General features: G+C 71.9%; 17 protein-coding genes and 1 pseudogene. 7 read left to right on the top strand and 11 right to left on the bottom strand.

Going from position 1 to position 21119, the window contains the following annotated elements; genetic code table 11:
• From ACFV9D_RS37855 to ACFV9D_RS37835, 5 genes and pseudogenes are all read right to left on the bottom strand, one after another.
• Positions 1-196, bottom strand: a pseudogene (locus ACFV9D_RS37855) (TetR/AcrR family transcriptional regulator); the annotation flags it as partial.
• Between the two features lie 195 nt (positions 197-391).
• Positions 392-2083: an alpha-amylase family glycosyl hydrolase gene (locus ACFV9D_RS37850; protein WP_385157292.1), complete on the bottom strand. Its 1692-nt coding sequence runs from the start codon at positions 2081-2083 to the stop codon at positions 392-394.
• A 62-nt stretch (positions 2084-2145) separates the two neighbouring features.
• Positions 2146-3009 (bottom strand): sugar ABC transporter permease, encoded by an 864-nt coding sequence (locus tag ACFV9D_RS37845; RefSeq protein WP_385157295.1) that lies wholly within the window; start codon positions 3007-3009, stop codon positions 2146-2148.
• The gene (locus ACFV9D_RS37840; protein WP_385157289.1) at positions 3003-4013 is read right to left on the bottom strand and encodes a carbohydrate ABC transporter permease; all 1011 of its coding nucleotides are present in this window, start codon (positions 4011-4013) and stop codon (positions 3003-3005) included. Before ACFV9D_RS37840 ends, ACFV9D_RS37845 begins: the two co-directional genes overlap by 7 nt.
• 31 nt (positions 4014-4044) lie before the next feature.
• A complete protein-coding gene (locus tag ACFV9D_RS37835; RefSeq protein WP_385157286.1) occupies positions 4045-5322 on the bottom strand; it encodes an extracellular solute-binding protein in 1278 nt (425 codons plus the stop codon).
• Positions 5323-5668: 346 nt separating this feature from the next.
• Between ACFV9D_RS37835 and ACFV9D_RS37830 the strand changes: the two genes are divergently transcribed.
• The 3 genes from ACFV9D_RS37830 to ACFV9D_RS37820 all read left to right on the top strand — a co-directional run bounded on the left by ACFV9D_RS37830 (position 5669) and on the right by ACFV9D_RS37820 (position 9426).
• On the top strand, positions 5669-7354 hold the full coding sequence (locus ACFV9D_RS37830) for an alpha-amylase family glycosyl hydrolase (RefSeq protein WP_385157283.1): 1686 nt from the start codon (positions 5669-5671) through the stop codon (positions 7352-7354).
• Positions 7355-7379: 25 nt separating this feature from the next.
• Positions 7380-8408, top strand: a complete 1029-nt coding sequence (locus ACFV9D_RS37825; protein WP_385157280.1) for a LacI family DNA-binding transcriptional regulator — start codon at positions 7380-7382, stop codon at positions 8406-8408.
• Between the two features lie 103 nt (positions 8409-8511).
• The gene (locus ACFV9D_RS37820) at positions 8512-9426 is read left to right on the top strand and encodes a phosphatase PAP2 family protein (RefSeq protein WP_385157277.1); all 915 of its coding nucleotides are present in this window, start codon (positions 8512-8514) and stop codon (positions 9424-9426) included.
• Positions 9427-9480: 54 nt separating this feature from the next.
• Here ACFV9D_RS37820 and ACFV9D_RS37815 read toward each other — a convergent pair whose 3' ends face one another.
• Both ACFV9D_RS37815 and ACFV9D_RS37810 read right to left on the bottom strand, forming a co-directional pair.
• Positions 9481-11049: an amidohydrolase gene (locus ACFV9D_RS37815; protein ID WP_385157274.1), complete on the bottom strand. Its 1569-nt coding sequence runs from the start codon at positions 11047-11049 to the stop codon at positions 9481-9483.
• Positions 10959-12503, bottom strand: coding sequence for an APC family permease (locus ACFV9D_RS37810; protein ID WP_385157272.1), 1545 nt, complete (start codon positions 12501-12503; stop codon positions 10959-10961). Before ACFV9D_RS37810 ends, ACFV9D_RS37815 begins: the two co-directional genes overlap by 91 nt.
• Positions 12504-12609: 106 nt before the next feature.
• On the opposite strand from ACFV9D_RS37810, the gene ACFV9D_RS37805 reads away from it, so the two are divergent.
• A complete protein-coding gene (locus ACFV9D_RS37805; protein ID WP_385157269.1) occupies positions 12610-13224 on the top strand; it encodes a TetR/AcrR family transcriptional regulator in 615 nt (204 codons plus the stop codon).
• A 30-nt stretch (positions 13225-13254) separates the two neighbouring features.
• Here the strand turns inward: ACFV9D_RS37805 and ACFV9D_RS37800 are convergent, their stop codons facing one another.
• Complete coding sequence (locus tag ACFV9D_RS37800) at positions 13255-16242, bottom strand: bifunctional [glutamine synthetase] adenylyltransferase/[glutamine synthetase]-adenylyl-L-tyrosine phosphorylase (RefSeq protein WP_385157267.1); 2988 nt, start codon at positions 16240-16242, stop codon at positions 13255-13257.
• Positions 16243-16513: 271 nt separating this feature from the next.
• On the opposite strand from ACFV9D_RS37800, the gene ACFV9D_RS37795 reads away from it, so the two are divergent.
• The 3 genes from ACFV9D_RS37795 (at position 16514) to ACFV9D_RS37785 (ending at position 19616) form a co-directional block, all read left to right on the top strand.
• Positions 16514-18595 (top strand): PIG-L family deacetylase, encoded by a 2082-nt coding sequence (locus tag ACFV9D_RS37795; RefSeq protein WP_385157264.1) that lies wholly within the window; start codon positions 16514-16516, stop codon positions 18593-18595.
• Positions 18596-18672: 77 nt separating this feature from the next.
• Positions 18673-19173: a pyridoxamine 5'-phosphate oxidase family protein gene (locus ACFV9D_RS37790; RefSeq protein WP_385157261.1), complete on the top strand. Its 501-nt coding sequence runs from the start codon at positions 18673-18675 to the stop codon at positions 19171-19173.
• 11 nt (positions 19174-19184) lie between these two features.
• The gene (locus ACFV9D_RS37785; protein ID WP_385157258.1) at positions 19185-19616 is read left to right on the top strand and encodes a VOC family protein; all 432 of its coding nucleotides are present in this window, start codon (positions 19185-19187) and stop codon (positions 19614-19616) included.
• Between the two features lie 25 nt (positions 19617-19641).
• Here the strand turns inward: ACFV9D_RS37785 and ACFV9D_RS37780 are convergent, their stop codons facing one another.
• The 3 genes from ACFV9D_RS37780 to ACFV9D_RS37770 are packed head-to-tail and all read right to left on the bottom strand — an operon-like array spanning position 19642 to position 21045.
• Complete coding sequence (locus ACFV9D_RS37780; RefSeq protein WP_385157255.1) at positions 19642-20148, bottom strand: GNAT family N-acetyltransferase; 507 nt, start codon at positions 20146-20148, stop codon at positions 19642-19644.
• 53 nt (positions 20149-20201) lie between these two features.
• A complete protein-coding gene (locus ACFV9D_RS37775; protein WP_385157252.1) occupies positions 20202-20615 on the bottom strand; it encodes a VOC family protein in 414 nt (137 codons plus the stop codon).
• A gap of 10 nt (positions 20616-20625) precedes the next feature.
• On the bottom strand, positions 20626-21045 hold the full coding sequence (locus ACFV9D_RS37770; RefSeq protein ID WP_385157249.1) for a helix-turn-helix domain-containing protein: 420 nt from the start codon (positions 21043-21045) through the stop codon (positions 20626-20628).
• Positions 21046-21119 lie beyond the last annotated feature (74 nt).

The raw sequence follows: 21119 nt of genomic DNA, 5'->3' as shown, positions 1-21119 counted from the left end.
CCGTCAGAGATGGTTCCGGCGCCGTCCGTTCATGGCCCGGGGCGAGCGCCTCGGCCAGCAGCCCGTGCACACACTCCCGCCATTCCCGGCGCAGGTCCCGCGCCCGCACGGCGCCCCCCTCGGCGTTCAGCCGCAGCCCGGCCCGCACCACCACGTCGCCGCACAGCAGCCGCGCGACGTGATGGGTGACGTCCACGAGGCGTTGCAGAGCGTGCCCGCCGCCGCCCCGGCCGCGCTCCGCGGCCCCGCGCAGAGCGTCGGCGGCCGCGTGCTCGACGGCCTCGCCGACGGCGGCCGCGGGGGCGGGGGGGGCCGCCGCGGCCGCGGTCGGGGGCGGGTCGGCCCGCGGGCGGGGGGGCGCGGCCCCCGCCCCCCCGCGGCAGGGGGATCGTCACACCGCCCACCAGACGGTGGTGTCGGCGGGCAGCTCCACGATGCCTTCCCCGTGGGAGATCGGCTCGTTGGAGAGGAGGAACCGGCCGGGCAGCGGGACGGAGATGGCCCGGCCGGTGGTGTTGGCGGTGCAGACGAAGCCGTCACGGCGGAAGGAGAGCACACCCTCGGGTGCCTCCAGCCACTCGAGGCCTTCGCCCGCACCGAGTTCGGGTCGCTCGCGGCGCACCGCGAGCGCGCTGCGGTACAGCTCCAGGGTGGAGCCGGGGTCCCCGGCCTGCGCCTCGACGCTGAGCCCGCCCCAGGTGGCGGGCTGCGGGAGCCAGCTGCCGCCGCTGCCGAAGCCGTACGACGAGCCCTCGACGGTCCACGGGATGGGCACCCGGCAGCCGTCGCGGAAGCCGTCCTGTCCGGTGGCCCGGAAGAACGACGGGTCCTGGCGGACCTCGTCGGGCAGGTCGGTGACGTCCGGCAGACCGAGCTCCTCGCCCTGGTAGACGTACGCCGATCCGGGCAGCGCCAGCATCAGCAGCGTCGCGGCCCGCGCCCGGCGCAGGCCCAGCTCGCGGTCGCCCGGCTCGCGGAGCTGGGTGCCGAGACCGGCCGGGTTGGCGAAGCGGGTGGCGTGCCGGGTGACGTCGTGGTTGGAGAGCACCCAGGTGGTGGGCGCGCCGACCGGGCGCATCGCGGCGAGCGAGGCGTCGATCACCCGGCGCAGCTCCTCGGCGTCCCAGTGGGTGCCCAGGTACTGGAAGTTGAAGGCCTGGTGCATCTCGTCGGGGCGCACGTAGTGCGCGGTGCGCTCGACGGTCGGGGTCCATGCCTCGGCGACGAGGACGCGCTCCCCGTCGTACTCGGAGAGGACCTGGCGCCAGGAGCGGTATATCTCGTGGACGCCGTCCTGGTCGAAGAAGGGCATGACGTCGTTGCCGAGCAGCTTGAGCTGGTCGTGCGCGCCGATGTCCGGCAGCCCCTCGGCCTTCACCAGTCCGTGGGCGACGTCGACGCGGAAACCGTCGACGCCCATGTCCAGCCAGAAGCGCAGGATGGAGCGGAACTCGTCGCGTACGGCGGGGTGTTCCCAGTTGAAGTCGGGCTGCTCGGGCGCGAAGAGGTGCAGGTACCACTCTCCCCCAGCCTCCGGCTGGGAGGTGCCCCCATTGCCTTCCGGCACGGCCACCCGGGTCCAGGCCGGTCCGCCGAAGATGGACTCCCAGTCGTTGGGCGGCAGTTCGCCGTCCTCGCCCTTGCCGGGGCGGAAGTGGTAGCGCTCGCGCAGCGGGGAGCCGGGGCCCTCGCGCAGTGCGCGCTGGAACCACTCGTGCTGGTCGGAGGAGTGGTTGGGCACCAGGTCGACGATGATCCGCAGGTCCAGCTCGTGCGCCTCGCGGATGAGCGCGTCGGCGTCGAGGAGGCTGCCGAACATCGGGTCGATGGCCCGGTAGTCGGCGACGTCGTAACCGGCGTCGGCCTGCGGGGAGGCGTAGAACGGGCTGAGCCAGACGGCGTCGACGCCGAGTTCCTTCAGGTACGGCAGCCGGCCGCGGATGCCCTCCAGGTCGCCCATGCCGTCGCCGTTTCCGTCGGCGAAGCTGCGCGGATAGACCTGGTAGATCACCGCGTCTCTCCACCAGCCCGTGTGCGTGCCGGTGGTCGGGGCGGCGGCGGGGGCAGCGAGGTGCTGGGTCATGTCTTCCTTGGGAGGTAAGGAGGTACGTAGAAGGGGGGTGCTCAGGGCTCGGCCCGCGCCGGCTAACCCTTGACGGCGCCGGCGGACATGCCGGTCACCAGGTGCCGCTGGGCGACGAGGAACACCAGCGCGGCCGGGATGGCGATGAGGACGGAGGCCGCGGACATCGGACCCCACTGGGCGCCGTACTGGTTGACGAACTTCTGCAGACCGCCGGCCAGGGTGAGGTTCTCGTCGCCGACCATGAAGGCGGACGCGTAGGCGACCTCGCCCCAGGCGGTGATGAAGGAGTAGAACGCGGTCACCGCGAGGCCGGGCTTGGCGAGCGGCAGGATCAGCCGCCAGAAGGTGCCGAACGGGTTGAGGCCGTCGACCTGGCCCGACTCGTCGATCTCGCGCGGGATGGTGTCGAAGAAGCCCTTCATCATCCAGGCGCAGAAGGGGACGGCGATGGTCAGGTACGTGATGACCAGACCGGCCGCCCTGTTCAGCAGGCCGAGGGACGACATGATGTTGTAGATCGGCACGATCAGGACGGCGACCGGGAACATCTGGGTGATCAGCAGCGTCCACATCAGTCCGCGCTTGCCGGGGAAGCGGAAGCGGCTGACGGCGTAGCCGGTGGTGGAGGCGATGAAGACGCCGAGGAGCGTGGTGAGGCCCGCGATGAGCAGCGAATTGCCGAACCAGGTGAGGAACTCGGTGTTCTCCAGCAGGTCCGTGTAGTTCGCGAGCGTCGTCTCCTTGAAGAAGTCGGTCGTGGTCGCGTACTTCGCCGGCTTCAGCGAGGTGAGCAGAACCCACAGCACCGGGAAGACGGCGATCACGGAGGCGACGATCAGGGTGGCGTGCAGCCCGATCGAGGCGAGCGGCGAACGGCGGCCGCGGAGCGGGGCGTTGGCCTGGGGGGTCGTGGTGGTCACCAGACTTCTCCCTGCTTGCGGAGGACTCGCCGGTAGACCGCGGCGAAGACCATCAGGAGGATCAGGATCAGGACGCCCCAGGTGGACGACTGGGCGAAGTCGCGCGGGCTGATCTCGAAGGAGAACTTGTACGCCTGGGTGACGAGGATCTGGGTGGCCTCGCCGGGCCCGCCCCGGGTGAGCAGGAAGATCACCGGGAACATGTTGAAGGTCCAGATGGTGCTCAGCAGGATCACCGTGGTGGACACGGACCGCAGCCCGGGCAGGGTGATGTGCCGGAAGCGCTGCCAGGCGTTCGCACCGTCCATCTCTGCGGCCTCGTAGAGCTCACCGGGGATGGACTGCAGTCCGCCGAGGAGGGCGACCATCATGAAGGGGACGCCGAGCCAGACGTTGACGGCGATGACCGAGAACTTGGCCCAGGTGGGGTCGTTGAGCCACGGGATGCCGTCGATGCCGCCGCCCGTGAGGATCTGGTTGAGCATGCCGCGGCGCTCGTCGTAGAGGAAGCGCCAGGCGAAGACGGAGACGAAGCCGGGGACCGCCCAGGGCAGGATCAGCAGCATCCGGTAGACGGAGCGGCCCGCGATCTTCCGGTTCAGGATGTTGGCGAGGGCGAGGCCGAGCGCGAAGGTGACGGAGACGCAGGACACCGTCCACATCAGCGTCCAGCCGAGGGTGGCGAGGAACTGGCTGCCGGTGATCGCCTCGACGTAGTTGTCGAGGCCCACGAACTCGTAGGTCGCGGGTATGTGGTTGACGCCGATGCTGCGCGCGACATTGCGCTCGTTGGCGTCGGTGAGGGAGAGATAGATCCCCCGTCCCAGCGGATAACCGATGATCACGGCGATCACGATGGTCACCGGGGCGACCATCGCCCAGGCGTACCAGTGGGTGGAGAGGGAGCGGCGGGTCTTGCTCCCCGGGGTGCCAGTACCACGGTGCCGGCCGCGGGCGTCGTCGCCCGCGGCCTTCACCGCCGACTGGCTGCTGGTGTCCAGCGCCATCAGCCGGCCTGCCTTCCTTCGCGCTTCCTTGTTACTTCCAGTCCTTCAGGAGCTTGCGGTAGGCGTCGCCCGTCGTCTTGGCGCCCTGCTCCGGGGTGGACTGGCCGGTGAGGACCTTGGTGTACTCGGTCTGCAGCGGGGCGAAGAGGCTGCCGCCCTCGGGGATCCAGGGGCGCTCGACGGCCTTCTCGACGACCGGCTTGAAGAAGGAGATCATCTCGTTGCTCGCGACGTCCGGCTGGATGTAGACGGACTCGCGGGTCGGGAGCAGGCTCAGCTCCTTGGCCGTGGTGGCCTGCGCCTCGGCGGAGGTCATGTACTCGACGAAGGCGTACGAGGCGTCCAGGTTCTTGGAGCCCGCGTAGACGGCGAGGTTGTGGCCGCCCTGCGGGGCGCCCTGGCCGCCCGAGCCGGCCGGGATCGGGGCGATGCCCAGGTTGGCCTTGTCGGTGAACTCCTTGCCCGCGACGGTGTCGGCGACGGCCCACGGGCCGTTGATCATCATCGCGACCTTGCCGTCCTTGAAGGCGGCCTGCATGTTGTCCCAGCCGTTGGTGGCGTCGGTGATCGCCGCCTTCGAGTCGACCAGGTCCTTGACCGTCTTGAAGGCCTTCACACCGGCGGCGTTGTCGACGGTGATCGTCTTGTTCTCGGCGTTGACCAGGTCGCCGCCCTCGCCGTACAGGAAGGAGAGGAACCAGTAGGCGTCGTCGCCGCGCAGGTAGAGACCGGTCTTGCCGGTCTTCTCCTTGATCTTGGCGGCGACGGACTTGAGCTCGTCGATGCTCTTCGGGGCCTCGACACCGGCCTCCTTGAAGATCTTCTTGTTGTAGAAGATGCCCATGGAGTCGATGACCTGCGGCACGCCGTACGTCTTGCCGTCGTACTTGGTGGAGGCGGCGGCCTGCTTGAGGAAGTCGTCCTGGTTCTTCAGGGCGGCGGTGCCGTCGAGCGGCGCGAGGTAGCCGAGGTTCGCGAAGTCCGGGGTCCAGGCGACCTCGGAGCGGATCACGTCGGGGGCGCCCGAGCCGGACTGGGCGGCGTTCTTGAACTTGTTCTGCGCCTCGCCGAACGGCACGTTCACGTACTTGACGGTGACCTTCGGGTGCTTCTTGGTGAAGCCCTCGGCCAGCTTCTTGAAGACCTTGTCCTCGCTGCCGACGCTCGAGGTGTCCCACCAGGTCACGGTGCCGGAGAGCTCGCCGGAGCTCTTCGAGCCGCCGCCGTTCGAACCGTCATCGCTTCCGCACGCCGCCAGGGTCACGCCCAGGGCCGCGACCAGCGCGGTGGCCGCTATGCCACGCCGCATGTGAACTCCTTCAACTGATCCCGGGGTGACGAGGGGCTGGAACCTGCCTCATGCGACCGCTCCCTCGCGGCGCGCCGGGTTGCCAGGAACGTAACAGGGATGAAAACGAGCCGAAAGACCTTGCGAGAACTTTCTGCAAGGCGCGGCGATCGTTACATCGGCGTGTCCTGAAGGTTGCCGACGAGTCGCTTGACAGCGGACCTCGGGCCTCCCTCAGGCCCTCTTGCGGCTGCCCGCCGGGCCTGCAAGCCTTTGCATCATCTCTTGCAGGACCGTTTCACGGCCGCCTTGACCTCGTTGTCAGTACGAAGCCCAGCCCCCGGAACACGCGAGAGGGACACCGCACATGGCTCATGAGCTCACCTCACCGTCGCTGTCGGACTCTGCAAGCCCTTGCGCAAGCACCGCCCGCACCGGCTGGTGGCGGGACGCCGTCATCTACCAGGTGTACGTCCGGTCCTTCGCGGACAGCGACGGCGACGGGATCGGGGACCTGCGCGGGGTACGGGAGCGGCTGCCGCACATCGCCGGTCTCGGCGCGGACGCGGTGTGGCTGACGCCGTTCTACGCCTCCCCGCAGGCGGACGGCGGCTACGACGTGGCGGACTACCGGGCGGTGGACCCGGTCTTCGGGGACCTGGCGGACGCCGACGACCTGGTGCGCGCGGCGCACGAGCTGGGCCTGAAGGTCATCGTGGACATCGTCCCGAACCACACCTCGGAGCGGCACTCCTGGTTCGAGGCGGCGCTCGCGGGGGTGGGCAGGGAGCGGTACGTGTTCCGCCCGGGGCGGGGCGCGGACGGCTCGCAGCCGCCCAACGACTGGGAGTCCGTGTTCGGCGGTCCGGCGTGGACGCGGGTGGCGGACGGGTCCTGGTACCTCCACCTCTTCGCCCCCGAGCAGCCGGACCTGAACTGGACGAACGAGGAGGTACGGGCGGAGTTCGACTCCGTGCTCCGGTTCTGGCTGGACCTGGGGGTGGACGGTTTCCGGATCGACGTCGCCCACGGCATGGTCAAGGCGGAGGGCCTGCCGGACATCGGGCAGGGGCAGCAGGCGAAGCTGATCGGCATCCAGCGGTTGCCGTTCTTCGACCAGGACGGGGTGCACGAGATCCACCGGGGCTGGCGCCGGCTCCTGGAGTCGTACGGCCCCGATCGCATCGGGGTGGCGGAGGCGTGGGCGCCGACACCGGAGCGGCTCGCCCTGTACGTACGCCCCGACGAGCTGCACCAGGCGTTCAACTTCCAGTTCCTGAACTGCGCGTGGGACGCGGGGGCGCTGCGGTCGGTCGTCGACGCGTCGCTGCGGGCGACGGCCTCGGTGGGGGCTCCGACGACCTGGGTGCTCTCCAACCACGACGTGGTGCGGCACACCACGCGGTACGGAAGCCTGGAACGGGCCCGGGCGGCGGCGCTGCTGATGCTGGCGCTGCCGGGTTCGGCGTACGTCTACCAGGGCGAGGAGCTGGGCCTGCCCGAGGTCGCCGACCTCCCGGACGGGCTCCGACAGGACCCGGCGTTCCTGCGCGGCGACGGGCAGGACGGGCTGCGCGACGGCTGCCGGGTCCCGCTGCCGTGGACGGCCGGCGGCCCTTCGTACGGCTTCGGCCCGGCCGGCGCCTGGCTCCCGCAGCCCCCGGAGTGGTCGGCCCTGAGCGTCGAGACCCAGAGCGGCGACCCGTCCTCCACCCTGGAGCTCTACCGCCGCGCCCTGGACGTCCGCCGCGCGCACCCGGCCCTCGGCGCGGGCGACACGGTGGAGTGGCTGGACGGCGTCCCGGAGGGCGTCCTGGCCTTCCGCCGCCGCTCGGCCGCGGGCGATGTGGTGGTCACCCTGAACACGACGGCACGGGAGGTGGAACTGCCGCTCGCGGGCGGGCCCCTGCTGTCCAGCGTGCCGGGCGCCCACGGGGGAATCGGGGGCTCCGCCCCCGTACTCCCCTCCCCCGCCGGGGAATTCACCCCCGGCGCCGTGCTCGCGCACAACGTCCGGGTTCCCGCCGACTCCTGCGTTTGGTGGGCAATCTGACGTGCGACCGGTACAGTCCAATCCCATGACCGCGCGGCTTGCCGACATCGCAGCCCAGGCGGGGGTCAGTGAAGCCACAGTCAGCCGCGTGCTCAACGGCAAGCCCGGTGTGGCCGCGGCCACCCGTGAGTCCGTGCTTGCCGCACTCGACGTCCTCGGATACGAGCGGCCCGTACGGCTGCGTCAGCGCAGCGCCGGGCTCGTCGGGCTGATAACCCCCGAACTGGACAACCCGATCTTCCCCGCGCTCGCGCAGGTCATCGGGCAGGCCCTGACACGCCAGGGCTACACCCCCGTCCTCGCCACGCAGACCCCCGGCGGGTCCACCGAGGACGAGCTCACCGACATGCTCGTCGAGCGGGGCGTCTCCGGGATCATCTTCGTCTCGGGGCTCCACGCCGACACCACCGCCGACATGACGCGCTACGACCAGCTGCGCGGCAAGGGCGTCCCGTACGTCCTCATCAACGGTTTCTCCCCCAAGGTGCAGGCCCCCTTCGTCTCGCCCGACGACCGGGCCGCGATGCAGCTGGCCGTGACGCATCTGGCCGCGCTCGGGCACACCCGGATCGGGCTCGCGGTGGGGCCGAAGCGGTTCGTGCCCGTGCTGCGCAAGATCGAGGGGTTCCAGCGCGGGATGCAGGAGCGGCTCGGGCTCTCCCCCGAGGAGTCCGAGGAGCTGATCCAGCACTCGCTGTACACCCTGGAGGGCGGGCAGGCCGCCGCCGGGGCCCTGATCTCCGCCGGCTGCACGGCCGTCGTGTGCGCGAGCGACATGATGGCACTCGGTGCCATCCGGGCCGCCCGCCAGCAGGGGCTCCAGGTCCCCAAGGACGTCTCCGTCGTCGGCTTCGACGACTCGCCCCTCATAGCGTTCACCGATCCGCCGCTGACCACGATCCGCCAGCCCGTGCAGGCGATGGGGCAGGCCGCGGTCCGGGCTCTCCTCGAGGAGGTCGGGGGCACCCCGGCGCCGCACAGCGAGTTCGTCTTCATGCCTGAGCTGGTCGTTCGCGGTTCAACCGCTTCCGCCCCGAGTCAGGGAAATCCCTGAAGGTCCTCCGAAGGTTCCTCCGCCCTGGGGCGGAGCATGTGCGCCCCGAACCCGTCGGAGGGATGATCGGACGAGGGGAATGGATCTGGCAGACTCTCCTCCTATGGGTGAAGCGACCGTGAAGAGTTTGGAAGGCCGGACGGCGGCCAGCCCGTCACCCATGCCGGACGGTGGCGGAATGCGGGCGCGCCTGCGCACGCCACGACGACCCAGGATCTGGTTCGAGATCCTGCTCATCGGCGTGAGCTACTGGACGTACTCGCTCATCCGCAACGCGGTACCGGAGCAGAAGGCCCAGGCGCTGCAGAACGCCGACTGGATCTGGGACGTCGAGAAGTCCCTCGGGCTCGCCTTCGAGCAGACCGTCAACCATGCCGTGAACTCGGTGACATGGCTGATCGTGTCGATGAACTATTACTACGCCACCCTGCACTTCGTCGTGACGATCGGTGTGCTGGTGTGGCTGTACCGATGGCACCCGGGCCGTTACGCCGCGTCCCGCACGGTCATCTTCGCCACCACCGGTGTGGCCCTGGTCGGTTACTACCTGTATCCGCTCGCGCCGCCCCGGCTGATGAACGGCCAGTCCTTCATCGACACGGTCCTGGTGCACCACACCTGGGGCTCGATGGCCTCGGGCAACCTCAAGCACATGTCGAACCAGTACGCGGCGATGCCGTCGATGCACATCGGCTGGTCGCTGTGGTGCGGTCTGACCATCTTCGCGCTGGCCTCGGCGCCTTGGGCGCGCATCCTCGGCCTGCTCTACCCGGCCGCGACGCTGGTCGTGATCGTGGCCACCGCCAACCACTTCTGGCTGGACGCGGTCGGCGGCATGATCTGTCTGGCCTTCGGCTTCGCCGTCTCCTACGTCTGGTACGGCTCGCTGCCGCAGCGCCTGCCCAAGCTGGTGGAAACGCCCGCACCGGTGGCACGGGGCGGCCCGCCCCCGGCGTCGGAGGCGGACCGCGAGCAGGAGCGGGCCGACGAGCCCGAGAAGGAACGCCTGACCCGATAGGCCGGCCACCGGCCTTCCACCGGTCGGGGCGCCCGCTTCCGATCGGGGCGCCGCTCAGCCCCGGTGCACGACGCGGCCCCCCGTCACGGTGAGCCGGATCGGCGCCTCGGCGGTCTCGTCGGCGGGTGCCGTCACCGGGTCGACCGTGAACGCGGTCAGATCCGCCCGGTGGCCCGGGGCGATGCGTCCCGCGATCCTCTCCTCCCCCGCCGCGACCGCCGCGTGCGTGGTCAGGCCCTCCAGCGCCATCAGACCGGTCAGGCCGTGGTGCGCGGAGGCGGCGCCGCGCGGGGCCTGGGCGGTGGCCAGGACCTGACGGGCGTCGTGGTGGGCGATGGGCCAGTCCGAGCCGAGCGCGAGGTACGCGCCCGCGTCCCGCAGGTCCCGGCAGCGCCAGGCGCGGTCCGCCCGCTCGTCGCCGAGCCGCTTGGACCACTCGTCGGTGTGGTCGGCGCGGGTGTACGCGGTGTGCGGGGGCTGCATCGAGGCGACGACGCCGAGTGCGGCGAACCGGCCGAGCTGGCCGTCCGGGACGGTCTCGATGTGCTCGATCCGATGCCGCGGGCCCCCGGCACCCAGTGCCTCCACGGTGTCGAGGACGTGCCGGACGGCCGCGTCGCCGATGGCGTGCGTAGCGGTGCCGACGCCCGCCTCGTGGAAGTGGCGTACGGCGGCGGAGTACGAGGCCGGGTCGGGCCAGAAGGCGTCGGTGCCCTGGCCGTGGCAGTCGGCGTGCTCCAGCCAGGCGGTACCGCCCTCGACGGTGCCGTCCATGAAGAACTTCACGCCGCCGACCTGCCACAGGCGCCCGGACCGCTCCTGGAGCCGTACCAGCTCCGCCAGCTCCTCCTCGGTCGCGCCGGGCATGCACCAGGGGGCGAGCCGGAGGCGCAGCGGCAGGTGGCCGTCGGCCTCCAGGGCGGTGAGCAGCCCGGGTACGTCATGGCCGCCCAGGTCCATGACGTGGGCGCCGGTCAGTCCGGTGGCGGCCATGGAGGTCAGCAGCTCGACGAGCCGGTCGCGCCGCTCGGCGTAAGGCTGGGCGGGCAGGACAGGGGTCATGAGGTCCATCGCGGCGTGCTCGATCAGATGGCCGGTGGGCCGCCCCTCGCCGTCGCAGACGATCTCGGAGCGCTGCGCGAAGGCGCGGGGCCCGTCGATGCCGGCCGCCTTCAGGGCCGCCTCGCCGGCGAGGGCGGAGTGGCCGTCGTAGAGCCGCAGGAAGGCGGGGGCGCCGCCGAGGACGTCCTCGATGAGCTCGCGGTGGATCGGCCGGCCGCCGAAGACGTTGTGGTCGAGGGCGAAGCCGACGATCCAGCCGTCGCGGCGCTCGGCCGTGGCGAGGACCGCGCGCAGCTCGTCGAGGTCGCGTACGGCGGAGAGGTCGGTGCCCGTGAACATCTCCAGGCCCCAGACGGGGTGGCTGTGGGCGTCGGTGAGGCCGGGCGTGAGCGTGGCGCCTTCGAGGTCGATCGTCTCGGTGCCGGGGCCGCGCCAGGCGCGGGCGTCGGTGTCGTCGCCGACGGCGGTGATCAGTCCGTCGCGGACGGCGACGGCAGTGGCGCCGCTGAGCTCCGGGTCGCGGACACGGGCGTTGACGAGGACGAGGTCGGGTGCGGGCACGACGGCTCTTCTCCAGGGGTGGGTGCGGGTTCGGCGGCGAAGTTCGCGTAGACCTCGGGGCGCGTGCGGCGCAGCCGGTACGCGAGGAGGAGCCCGAGGACGAAGACGGCGGGGACGAGGGCGACGAGGAGGGTGTTGACGGTGGCGGAAGCGCCGGTGAAGAGGTCGACGTGGGTGACGACGAGCCCGATCGCCCCGGCGAGCAGGACGAAGGCGGCGACGGGGGCCACCACCGTGCGCAGCACGCCCTCGTCGTGGCTGATGCGGCGAAAGAACAGCGGCACGGCGAGCGCGGCGAGCAGCTGGAGGACCATCAGGCCGATCATGCCGGGGGTGTTCACCCAGAGCAGGAGCTGCTGGTACGGGTCGGCTCCCGCGGCCGCGAAGCCGAGGACGACGGCAGCGCCGAGAGCGGTCTGGAGGATGCCGGAGACGTACGGGGAGCGGTGGCGGGGGTGGACGCGGGCGAAGGCGGCGGGCAGGACGCCCTCCTCGGCGAGCGCCAGGCCGTAACGGTTGATGGCGTTGTGGAAGGCGAGGAGCGAGGCGAGGACGCTGGTGACGATCAGGATGTGCATCAGGTCCGCGGCCCAGGCGCCCACATAGGTGGTGATGGCGGCGAAGAAGAGCCCGCCCGGGTCGTCCGTGGCGGCCTGGACGACCTTGTCCTGGCCGAAGGCCTGGATCACGGTCCAGACGACGAAGGCGTAGAAGAGGCCGAGGAAGGTGACGGCGATGTAGGTGGCGCGGGGGACCGTGCGGTTCGGGTCGCGGGCCTCGCGCCGGTAGATGACGGTCGACTCGAAGCCGGTGAAGGCGGCGAAGGCGAAGGCCAGGACGGCGGCAGTGCCCGGGACGAGGACGTTGCCGGGCGTGAACGAGGCCAGGGAGAGCCCGTCGGCGCCGCCGTCGAGGAGCACGCCGCCGGCGAGCAGGACGAGGATGCCGGTTTCGGCGACGAGCAGGACGCCGAGGACCTTGGCGCCGAAGTCGATGGAGCGGAATCCGCCGTACCAGATGAGCAGGAGCCCGGCGAGGGAGACGGGGAGCCAGGGGATGTGGATGCCCCACAGGGCCTGGGCGGTGTCGGCGGTGGCGGTGCCGAGCAGGCCGTAGACGCCGATCTCCATGCCGTTGTAGCCGAGCATGGCGAGCAGGGCGGCGGCGATGCCGACGGGCTTGCCGAGGCCGCGGGTGATGTAGGCGTAGAAGGCTCCGCCGCTCTTGACGTGGCGGCTCATGGTGGTGAATCCGACGGCGAAGACCGCCAGGGTGATGCCGGCCAGGAGATAGCCGGCGGGGGCGCCGATGCCGCCGAGGACGACGGCGATCGGGGCGACGCCGGCCATGACGGTGAGCGGGGCGGCGGCGGAGACGACGAAGAAGGAGATGTCGGCGGTGGAGAGCGTGCCGGTTCTCAGCCCCTTGGGAGCGTCGGAGGTGGGTGAGGACATGGGTGGGGAAGCCCTTCCGCGGCAGGAAACCTAAAGGCTTTCGGTTTCGCGCAATGTAGCCTCGCGTCCAGAGATTCGGGAAGACCTGACCAGGGGGAAATCGTTCATGGGCCGGCCGCGCAAGCCGCTTCTCGACCGGGAGCGAATCACCACGGCGGCGCTCGAACTCGTCGACGAGCGAGGCGAGTTCAGCGTCCCGCAGATCGCCAGAGGGCTCGGGGTGCAGACCGCGTCGGTGTACCACCATGTGGACGGCCGCGACGGGATCGTGGAGCTGCTCCGCGAGCGGGTCTGCGACGCGATCGACGGCGACACGCTGGACCTGGAGCCCTGGGACACGGCGATGGAGGCCTGGGCGCGTTCCTACCGCTCGGCCTTCGCCGCCCACCCCCGGGCGATTCCGATGCTGATGACCTCACCGGTCCGGGCCCCGAAGGTGCTCGCCCAGTACGAGCGGGCGGTGGCCCGGCTGCTCGCCGTCGGCTTCGACAACGCCGACGTCATGACGGTGATCGTCGCGCTGGAGAACCTGGTCCTCGGCTCGGCGCTGGACCTCGCGGCGCCGGACACCATGTGGGAGCTCCCCGACGAGACCACGACCCCCCGCCTGGCCCGGGCCCTGGCGGCCGTGGGCCCGGCCCGGGCGGACGCCGCCTTCGAGCTGGCCCTGGCGGCGTTCCTGACCCACTGCCGGGCGCTCCTGGCGAACACGGACGCCTGACGGCGGCGCGGCGCGGACGAAGGCCTTCGCCTACGCCCCGTAGAACAGCTCCTCGACGACCGCCCTGGCCCGGCGCGTGATGCGCCGGTAGTCGTCCACCATCTCGCCGACGTGCCCCGGGCCGTACCCCAAGTACCGCCCGACCGCCCCCAGTTCGCGGCCGTCCGAGGGGAAGGTGTCCCCGGGGCGACCGCGCACCAGCATCACCGCGTTACGGACGCGCGTCGCCAGGACCCATGCCTCGTCCAGGATCTGGGCCTCGTCCGTGGGGATGAGCCCCGCCGCGTGGGCGGCGGCCAGGGCCTCCCGGGTACGGGTGGTGCGCAGGCCCGGCTCGGCCCAGCCGTGCCGCATCTGGAACAGCTGGACGGTCCACTCGACGTCGCTCAGCCCGCCCCGCCCGAGCTTGGTGTGGAGCGTCGGGTCCGCGCCGCGCGGCAGCCGCTCGGTCTCCATCCGCGCCTTGAGACGCCGTATCTCGCGGACCGCGTCCTCGCCGAGCCCCTCGGCCGGGTAACGCAGCGGGTCGATCAGGTCGAGGAAGCGCCGCCCCAGCTCCGGGTCGCCCGCCATGGGCGTGGCGCGCAGCAGCGCCTGGCTCTCCCAGACCAGGGCCCAGCGCCGGTAGTAGGCCTCGTACGACTTCAGCGTACGGACCATCGGGCCGCTCTTGCCCTCCGGGCGCAGGTCCGCGTCGATGAGCAACGGCGGGTCCGCCGTGGGGACTTGGAGGAGCCTGCGCATCTCGGTGACGACCTGGTTCGCGGCCCGGGCGGCCTCCTGCTCGTCGACGCCCTCGCGCGGCTCGTGCACGAACAGGACGTCGGCGTCGGAGCCGTAGCCGAGTTCGTGCCCGCCGAAGCGGCCCATGCCGATGACCGCGAACCGCGTCGGCAGCGTGTCGCCCCACCCCTCGCGCACGGCGGCGCGCAGCGCGCCCGCGATCGTCGCCGCGTTGAGGCCGGTGAGGGCCTGGCCGACCTGGTCGACCAGCGCGCCCGGATCTCCTTCCCGGGGGTTGTCCTCCGTACCGTACGAGCCGATGAGATCGGCCGCGGCGGTACGGAAGAGTTCCCGGCGCCGTACGCCTCGGGCCGCCGCGACCGCCTGCTCGGCGCCGTCGGCGCGGCCGACCGCCGCGAGGATCTCCTGCTCCAGATGGTCGCGCCCGCGCGGCTTCAACCCCTCCGGATCTCCGAGGATCGCCACCGCCTCCGGGGCGCGCAGCAGCAGGTCGGGGGCGAGCCGCCCGGCGGAGAGCACCCGGGCGAGGTTCTCGGCCGCGGCGCCCTCGTCGCGCAGCAGCCGCAGGTACCAGGGGGTCTTGCCGAGCGCGTCGGAGACCTTGCGGAAGCCCAGGAGCCCGGCGTCGGGGTCGGCGGAGTCCGCGAACCAGCCGAGCAGGACCGGCAGCAGCGTCCGCTGGATCGCGGCCTTGCGGGTGACCCCGGAGGCGAGCGCCTCCAGATGGCGCAGGGCGGCGACCGGATCGGCGTACCCGAGCGCTTCGAGCCGCTGGCCGGCGGCCTTCGGGCTGAGCCGGGTCTCGCCGGGGGTGAGCTGGGCGACGGCGTCGAGCAGCGGCCGGTAGAAGAGCTTCTCGTGCAGCCGGCGGACGACCGCGGCGTGCCGCTTCCACTCCTTGTTCAGCTCGGTGACCGGGTCGGTGCGCAGGCCGAGCGAGCGGCCGAGGCGGCGCAGGTCGCTCTCGCCCTCGGGAACGAGATGGGTGCGGCGCAGCCGGTAGAGCTGGATGCGGTGCTCCATCGCGCGCAGGAAGCGGTACGCCTCGTCCAGCTGGGCCGCGTCGGCGCGGCCGACGTAGCCCCCGGCCGCGAGCGCCTTCAGGGCGGCGAGGGTGGTGCCGCTGTGCAGCGTGGCGTCACCGCGGCCGTGCACCAACTGGAGGAGCTGGACGGCGAACTCGACGTCCCTGAGACCGCCGGGGCCGAGCTTCAGCTCGCGCTCGACCTGGGCGGCCGGGATGTTGTCGACGACCCGGCGGCGCATCTTCTGCACGTCGGGGACGAAGTTCTCGCGCTCGGCGGCCTGCCAGACCAGCGGGGAGACGGCGTCGATGTACTCGGCGCCGAGCTCCGGATCACCCGCCACCGCCCGCGCTTTCAGCAGGGCCTGGAACTCCCAGGTCTTGGCCCAGCGCTGGTAGTAGGCGAGGTGGGAGGTGAGGGTGCGCACCAGCGGGCCGTTGCGGCCCTCGGGGCGGAGGTTGGCGTCGACGGGCCAGATGGTGCCCTCGACGGTCGTCTCGGAGCAGATCCGCATGAGGTGGGAGGCGAGCCGGGTCGCGGCCTGCATCGCCTTGCCCTCGTCGGCGCCCTCCACGGGCTCGCCGACGAAGATCACGTCCACGTCGGAGACGTAGTTCAGCTCGTGGCCGCCGCACTTGCCCATGGCGATGACGGCGAGCCGGCAGTGGGCCGCGTCGGCGGGGGCCGCGGTGCGGGCGATGGCGAGGGCGGCGCGCAGTGTCGCGGTGGCGAGGTCGGCCAGCTCGGCGGCGGTCTGGGCGACGTCGGCGGTACCGCAGACGTCTCGGGCGGCGATGGCGAGGAGGCAGCGCCGGTAGGAGACCCGCAGGGAGACCGGGTCGGTGGCGTCGGCGAGGCCTTGTTCGAACTCGGCGATCCCGGGGTTCAGGTCGGCGGCCTCGTAGGTGACCAGGGCCTGCCAGTCCCTCGGGTGCCGGGCCAGGTGGTCGGCGAGCGCCTCGGATGCGCCGAGCACACCGAGGAGCCGGTCCCGGAAGGGCTTGGCGGAGAGCAGCGTGGCGGTGAGCGTCTGGCGCTCCTCGTCGGGCTGGGCCTCGACGAGCCGGACCAGGCCGCGCAGGGCGAGGTCGGGGTCGGCGGTCGCGCCGAGCGCGTCGAGGAGCACGGAGTCGTCGCGCAGCGCGGACAGCTCGGGGAGGTCGAGCAGCCGCTCGGCGCCGGACGGATCGGTGAACCCGTGCCGCAGCAGCCGGGTGAACGTACTGCCTCTGCGCCCCGGCACCGTCATTCCGCCGCTCCCTCCACCCGTCCCACGCGTGCACCCGTCCAAGGTCCGCAATCGAGCCTATCCGGAGCGGGTGGCGCGGGCGCTCCGAGGGACACAAACCGCGGAATGGGACATAACACCCCGCTCTGCACCTTCGTTTCGCAGAGGATCACACGTGACGTCCCGCACATTCCTCTCTATTCGCTGCCGATGAACCGTACTCCTTGAAAGTCCCTCTTCCTGGCCGAAGTCATGCCCCGGCCCTGATCGTCCTCCGAAAGCGCACCCGTCGATGCCTGTCCGTCCTCGTCGCCCCGCCCTTCCGCCCCGCCGCGTCCGGCTCGTCTCCGCCCTGACGACGGTGGCGCTCCTCGGCGGCTCCCTCGCGGGGGTGCTCTACCTCTCCTCCGGCACCGTCTCCGGAGCCCCGACGGCCGAGGCGCCGAAGGGGGGCGACCGTGCGCCGGGTCGGGCGGTGACCCCCGGCCTCGCGACGAAGCCGGTCCGTACGCCCGACGTCGCCGTGGTGCAGATGGTGGCCCACCCGGACGACGACCTGTACTTCATGAACCCGGACACGGCCCAGTCCATACGCTCGGGCGCCGCCCTGACCTCCGTGTACATGACGTCCGGCGAGTCGGACGGCGTCAACGCCCGCTCGCGCGCCCCGCATCGCCCCAAGCCCGACAAGGCGGGGTTCGCCGAGGCGCGGCAGAACGGCATACGCGCCGCGTACGCCGAGATGGCCACCGGCAGCCGCACCAGCCCCTGGGACCGCGTCGCCATCCCCACGGCCGGCGGCGGCCACGCCGAGCTGGACGTCCTGCGCGCCAAGCCGCAGATCAGCCTGGTCTGGCTGCAGCTGCGCGAGGCCGGCTCCATCAGCGGCGACCGCCCGCACAGTCTGAACGGACTGTGGAACGGCCGCGTCGAGACGCTCGAGTCCCAGCGCGCCGCCGGCACGCCCGTCGACACCGACTTCTCGTACACGAGGGAGCAGGTGATCGACACCCTCACCGGACTGCTCACCCGGTTCCGGCCGACCTTCGTCCGGATGCAGGACCCGACGCCCGGCCGGAGCGCGAAGACCGGCGCCCTCGACGACCACCAGGACCACCTGTACGGCGCCCGGTTCGCCCAGGCCGCCCTCGCCCGGTACGGAGCCACCACCGGCCGTCCGCACTTCGGCGTCCAGAACTACCTCGGCTACCCCGTCGGCACGCTGCCGCACACCCTCGACCCCGAGGCCGCCGGCGCCAAGCTGCACACCCTGAAGACGTACGCGTGGGTCGACGAGGTCAACGACTGCGCCGACCCGGCAGGCTGCGGCGACCTCAAGGTGGCCGGCCGCCCCGGCGGGTGGGGCTGGACCGAGACCATCCGCTACGCCCGCGGGACCTCCACCTCCTGGGTGCAGCGCGACACCGCCGGGGGCCTGCACGCCTTCTCGGTGCTCGACGGGCGCCTCGCGGTGTGGCGGAAGCCCGCGGGCACGGCAGGCGACTGGCAGGGTCCGGTCCTGCTCCCGGGCGACGGCCTGGACAGCGGGGTGACCTCCGTACAGCACCGGGACGGCCGGATCGCCGTGTTCGGCACCCGTACGACGCTCGGCGGCTCCGGGGAGCCGTACGGCCGCGAGGTCGTGACGACCGAACAGTCCGCGCCCGGCGGCGCGTTCGGACCGTGGCGGTCGCTCGGCACGCCGGAGAAGAACGACGCCCGGGGCACCTCCGACATCAGCGCCCCCGCCGTGGCCGTGGACGGGACCGGCCGGGCGACGGTGCTGCTGCGCGACAGCCGGCACCGGCTGACCGCACGCGAGCAGGGCGCCGACGGCGGCTGGGGCCCCTGGCGCCCGCTGGGGGGTTGGAACCTGCACGGCGACCCGGTCGCCACCACGGACGCCACCGGCCGGATCCACGCGTTCGCCGGCACCACCAAGACCGTCCTCACCTGGACGCAGCAGCGACCCGGCGGTCCGCTGTCGGGCCCGCAGCCGACCGGGCTGCCGGCGACGACGCTGGCCCTGAGCGCGAGCCCCGTCCCGAACGGGCAGGGCATACGGCTCTGGTTCCGCAAGCCGGCCTCGGGCAATCTGCGCACGGCCGACCTGACCGGCTCCACCCTCGCCCCGCCCGTGACCGAGCTGATCGGCGGGATCGCCGGCTTCGGCCCGGTGGGCGGCGGCAACGGGCTGCTGGCGGTCCGCTCCCGTACGGGCGTCCTGGCGACGGCCCCGGCGGCGAGCGCGGGCACCCGGCCGCTCTGGTCGCTGGAGAAGTTCCTGTTCTCCGGCGCTCCCGGCGGGGTCGTGGACGGCGTGGCGGCGATGGGTCTGGACGGAAAGCTGCACTGGACGCCCGCGGTGCGATGAGTCCCGGGCCGAGGCACGGTCTTCCTTAGAGGAAAGCGTTCCGCCTCGAAGGAAAGCGATCTGCCCAGGAGGAGATCATGGCCCCGGAGACCACTCTGGACCCCCGCTTCAGCGACCCGAAAGCCCACCCCGCCGAGTGGTCCGAGGCCGCCGCCCGGCTCGCCGACGCCGAGGTCTACTGGCTGACCACGGTCCGCCCGGAAGGCCGCCCGCACGTCACACCGCTGATCGCGGTGTGGTCGGAGGACGCGCTGCACTTCTGCACCGGCCCCGACGAGCGCAAGGCGCGCAACCTCGTGGAGAACCAGGAGGTGGTCCTCACCACCGGGACGGCCTCGCTCGGCGAGGGCTTCGACCTGGTGGTCGAGGGGACGGCCGCCCAGGTGACGGACGAGGCGCGGCTGCGGGCGCTGGCGGACGCCTACGTCGAGAAGTACGGACCCGATTGGCGATTCGAGGTGCGCGACGGGGCGTTCGTGGGCGACGGTGGAACGGCCCTGGTGTTCGCCGTCGCGCCGCGCACGGTCTTCGGCTTCGCCAAGGGCGATCCGTTCGGCCAGACCCGCTGGCGTTTCTGAGGAGACCTTCCATGAACTGGACGCTCGAAGTCGTCCTCGTCCCCGTGACCGACCTCGACCGGGCGAAGGAGTTCTACGGCGAGAAGTGCGGCTTCAGGATCGACCTCGACGACGAGGTCGCCCCGGGCGTCCGCATCATCCAGGCGACGCCGCCCGGCTCGCGCTGCTCGATCGCGATGGAGAGCGGCATGCCGTCGATGCCGGGCACGAAGTCCATGACCCCGGGCACCCTGCAGGGGCTCCAGCTCTGCGTCACCGACATCGAGGCGGCGCGCAAGGAACTCGTCGACCGGGGCGTGGACGTCACCCCGATCCGGCACGTCGGCGCGACGGGCTGGGAGGACGGCAAGGGCGAGACCTGGAACTCGTTCATGTCGTTCGAGGACCCGGACGGCAACGGCTGGATCGTCCAGGAGGCGCCGTCGGAGCTGTCGGAACGGTGACGTCCGAGGGGAGTACGGACAGGCCCTAGGCCACCGGCGGGAACTCCACCCGGTAGTACCTCACCCGCTCGTCCTCCCCCGCGTACCGCATCCCGGCCGCCTCCATCACCCTCTGCGAGGCGACGTTCGCGAGATCGGCGTCGCCCCTCGCGCCGGCGACGCCCTGCTCGCGCGCCAGGTCGAGCAGCGCCCGCAGGGCCTCGGTGGCGTACCCGAGCCCGCGTACCTCCGGGATCAGCCCGTACCCGACGGTCACGAACCGCTCGTCGTCCGGCGGCCCGTGGAACCCGATCCCGCCCACGGCGGCCCCGTCCGTCCGCCGCCGTATCTCGTACGCCCCGAAGACCCCCGGATCCCCGTGCGCGGCCCACACACCCAGGAACCCGCGCGCCCCGGCCACGTCCCCGTCGGCCGGATACGCCGGCGCCCACCGGTCCTCCCCCGCGGGCGCCTGGGCGACGATCCGCTCGGCCTCGGCAACGGTGAGCGGGTGCAGCAGCAGACGCCCTGTGACGAACGAGGTGATCTTCATCGGGGCAGTTTCCGCCAGTCCCGCCGGACCGTCAACGCCGCGTTCGCGCCACCTCAGGAACGGGACTGGTTGAACCGCAGCATGTTGCCGGAGGGGTCGCGGAAGGCACAGTCGCGGACGCCGTACGGCTGGTCGACCGGCTCCTGCAGCACCTCGCCGCCCGCGGCGCGGATGCGCTCGAAGGTGGCGTCGACGTCGTCGGTCTGGAAGATCGCACCGCGCAGCAGGCCCTTCGCGAGCAGCTCCGCCATGGCCGCCTTGTCGGCGGGCGAGGCGTTCGGGTCGGCGAGGGGCGGTTCGAGGACGATGTTCACATCCGGCTGCGACGGGGCGCCGAGGGTCACCCAGCGCATCCCCTCGAACCCGACGTCGTTGCGCACCTCCAGGCCGAGGGCGTCCCGGTAGAAGGCGATCGCCTTGTCGTGGTCGTCGACCGCGATGAAGCACTGTGAAAGCTTGATGTCCATGCGTTTCACGCTACCGGCGGGGGTCGGGCTTCGCGCCTGCGTTCCGGGCCTGCCGCGTGTAGATCTTGGCGTAGCAGGCCGGGATGGCGGCGCCCGCGTCATGACTGCGGGCCCGGTACGCGCTCGGGCTCTCGCCGACGAGCTCGGTGAACCGCGAGCTGAACGACCCCAGCGACGTACAGCCGACCGCGAAGCAGACCTCCGTCACCGTCAGGTCGCCCCGCCGCAGCAGCGCCTTGGCCCGCTCGATCCGGCGCGTCATCAGGTAGCTGTAGGGCGTCTCCCCGAAGGCGGCGCGGAAGCTGCGCGAGAAGTGCCCCGGAGACATGAGGGCGACGCGCGCCAGTGCCGGAACGTCGAGCGGTTCCGCGTACTCGCGGTCCATCAGGTCACGGGCCCGGCGCAGCCGGACGAGGTCCTCGAGCGTCACACCCCCCACTTTCCCACACCCCAGGACGGCTGAGACGGCGATCCGGGCCGGCGGCTGACTGCCCCCGGCCCCTG

Source organism: Streptomyces sp. NPDC059875, from assembly GCF_042731085.1.
In the GTDB taxonomy this organism is placed as follows: Bacteria; Actinomycetota; Actinomycetes; order Streptomycetales; family Streptomycetaceae; genus Streptomyces.
Note: the sequence above shows the minus strand (reverse complement) of the source record. Positions and strands in the feature narration are given on the sequence as shown.

What these genes read in the sequence shown, in the direction of transcription:
- ACFV9D_RS37850 (WP_385157292.1), bottom strand. Translation starts at nt 2,083, where the DNA reads ATGACCCAGCACCTCGCTGCCCCCGCCGCCGCCCCGACCACCGGCACG.
- ACFV9D_RS37840 (WP_385157289.1), bottom strand. Translation starts at nt 4,013, where the DNA reads ATGGCGCTGGACACCAGCAGCCAGTCGGCGGTGAAGGCCGCGGGCGAC.
- ACFV9D_RS37835 (WP_385157286.1), bottom strand. Translation starts at nt 5,322, where the DNA reads ATGCGGCGTGGCATAGCGGCCACCGCGCTGGTCGCGGCCCTGGGCGTG.
- ACFV9D_RS37830 (WP_385157283.1), top strand. Translation starts at nt 5,669, where the DNA reads ATGGCTCATGAGCTCACCTCACCGTCGCTGTCGGACTCTGCAAGCCCT.
- ACFV9D_RS37825 (WP_385157280.1), top strand. Translation starts at nt 7,380, where the DNA reads ATGACCGCGCGGCTTGCCGACATCGCAGCCCAGGCGGGGGTCAGTGAA.
- ACFV9D_RS37820 (WP_385157277.1), top strand. Translation starts at nt 8,512, where the DNA reads ATGGGTGAAGCGACCGTGAAGAGTTTGGAAGGCCGGACGGCGGCCAGC.
- ACFV9D_RS37810 (WP_385157272.1), bottom strand. Translation starts at nt 12,503, where the DNA reads ATGTCCTCACCCACCTCCGACGCTCCCAAGGGGCTGAGAACCGGCACG.
- ACFV9D_RS37805 (WP_385157269.1), top strand. Translation starts at nt 12,610, where the DNA reads ATGGGCCGGCCGCGCAAGCCGCTTCTCGACCGGGAGCGAATCACCACG.
- ACFV9D_RS37800 (WP_385157267.1), bottom strand. Translation starts at nt 16,242, where the DNA reads ATGACGGTGCCGGGGCGCAGAGGCAGTACGTTCACCCGGCTGCTGCGG.
- ACFV9D_RS37795 (WP_385157264.1), top strand. Translation starts at nt 16,514, where the DNA reads ATGCCTGTCCGTCCTCGTCGCCCCGCCCTTCCGCCCCGCCGCGTCCGG.
- ACFV9D_RS37790 (WP_385157261.1), top strand. Translation starts at nt 18,673, where the DNA reads ATGGCCCCGGAGACCACTCTGGACCCCCGCTTCAGCGACCCGAAAGCC.
- ACFV9D_RS37785 (WP_385157258.1), top strand. Translation starts at nt 19,185, where the DNA reads ATGAACTGGACGCTCGAAGTCGTCCTCGTCCCCGTGACCGACCTCGAC.
- ACFV9D_RS37780 (WP_385157255.1), bottom strand. Translation starts at nt 20,148, where the DNA reads ATGAAGATCACCTCGTTCGTCACAGGGCGTCTGCTGCTGCACCCGCTC.
- ACFV9D_RS37775 (WP_385157252.1), bottom strand. Translation starts at nt 20,615, where the DNA reads ATGGACATCAAGCTTTCACAGTGCTTCATCGCGGTCGACGACCACGAC.